The sequence below is a fragment of the Aeromonas sp. QDB14 genome, from assembly GCF_027707845.1.
In the GTDB taxonomy this organism is placed as follows: domain Bacteria; phylum Pseudomonadota; class Gammaproteobacteria; order Enterobacterales; family Aeromonadaceae; genus Aeromonas; species Aeromonas caviae.
The window spans coordinates 1-1243 of the sequence record NZ_JAPCJD010000183.1; the positions used below are offsets into that span (position 1 = coordinate 1).

The following is a 1243-nucleotide window of genomic DNA, read 5'->3' on the forward strand; positions in this document are numbered from 1 at the left end:
CTGATGCTCTCGGAGACTGCGCTACAGGATCAGATCACCGAGATGACAGATAGTTCCCCGATTTGAGCAACAAGGCCGTAGAATATCAAAGTCAGGTCATTGGATGGCCTTTAATATACTTTATTTCGGCACATCGAATCTGCCCTTTTATCAGTTCAACAATCTTTTCAAAATCTTCAGATTTACAATATAAATTATCGCTATGTGAAATCTTAAATGGCGTTGATTCAAACCTTAATGCTTTCTTTCTATTGGAGATGATTAACGTATAGTCCCAATCTTTTTTAAACATGGTTTCATGCTCTGTTACTTCACTTTTAAAGTCAGTGAAAAATATCGCAAGGAGTGCCATCCCACCAGCCCCCACCAGAGAAAATGGTCCCAATACAGCCACTGCAAATACACAGACCACCACGCCAAGCCAAGCCAAACCACGGACTATCGTATAAGCTACTTCTGGAATAACATCCTGATAAGTGACAATAACGCCTTCTGTTGTAAGACGGTAATGATAGTTTTTATCTGCCATCACTAAATAACGAAAATAAGGGATCATTGCTATAGCAACACCGAATGCTAGATAAGCAAACCCCCAATCAACATCACCTGTAAGTAATACACAACCTACAGCAAATAACGTCATAACTGCAGTGACTAGAAAAATAATAAGCCAAGCAAATGGTGTAGAAACCCGAATATTCCACTCCTGAAGAATTGGGGCCTCACGCACTTTTTTTTGATTGGCATCGAGAATACGTTGTTGCTCTTCCTGTGGTAATAGACGAAAAGGAATCTCCTGCTCATTCACATCAACTTCCTCGTTTGACTTATCCATTATTTATTCCCTTGCTTGCCGACCACCAACGCGGGCATTGTACCCAGATCGCCGCTGCAGCTATTCAATGTCACAGGGCCGCCACTACTACTGTTGCCCTTGAAAATAAACTCCCGCTGAACCATGCCCCCGAGATACCCCAGTTCCAGTTTGATGGCCGAGTTGGTATCAACCTCCAGCGGCAGGGAATAGACCATGTCCTCCCAGCTCCCGCGTAGTGTATCTATCATCTTGGGTTTCATTGCAGCCAGATAGCGGTCAAGCTCCTCTTTGGAGCGCGCGGGGATCATCTGACCAGCACTGGCAAGTGGTTGAGAAGTGACATTTAACCCTACCTGATTACCCATGACCCTCAGCCAGCTTCAAGAGCCGATATGGCATCGGAGGGCTTGCCACGACTGCATGCCC

2 protein-coding genes are annotated in these 1243 nt (G+C 44.9%); both read right to left on the reverse strand.

Annotation, left to right across the window (positions count from 1 at the left end; translation table 11 throughout):
- Window positions 1–91: 91 nt before the first annotated feature.
- The gene (locus PG887_RS22380) at window positions 92–835 is read right to left on the reverse strand and encodes a hypothetical protein (RefSeq protein ID WP_201932704.1); all 744 of its coding nucleotides are present in this window, start codon (window positions 833–835) and stop codon (window positions 92–94) included.
- Window positions 835–1182 (reverse strand): hypothetical protein, encoded by a 348-nt coding sequence (locus PG887_RS22385; RefSeq protein ID WP_270822950.1) that lies wholly within the window; start codon window positions 1180–1182, stop codon window positions 835–837. The genes PG887_RS22380 and PG887_RS22385 overlap by 1 nt, the downstream gene beginning before the upstream one ends.
- Window positions 1183–1243: the final 61 nt, after the last annotated feature.

What these genes read in the sequence shown, in the direction of transcription:
- PG887_RS22380 (WP_201932704.1), bottom strand. Translation starts at nt 835, where the DNA reads ATGGATAAGTCAAACGAGGAAGTTGATGTGAATGAGCAGGAGATTCCT.
- PG887_RS22385 (WP_270822950.1), bottom strand. Translation starts at nt 1,182, where the DNA reads ATGGGTAATCAGGTAGGGTTAAATGTCACTTCTCAACCACTTGCCAGT.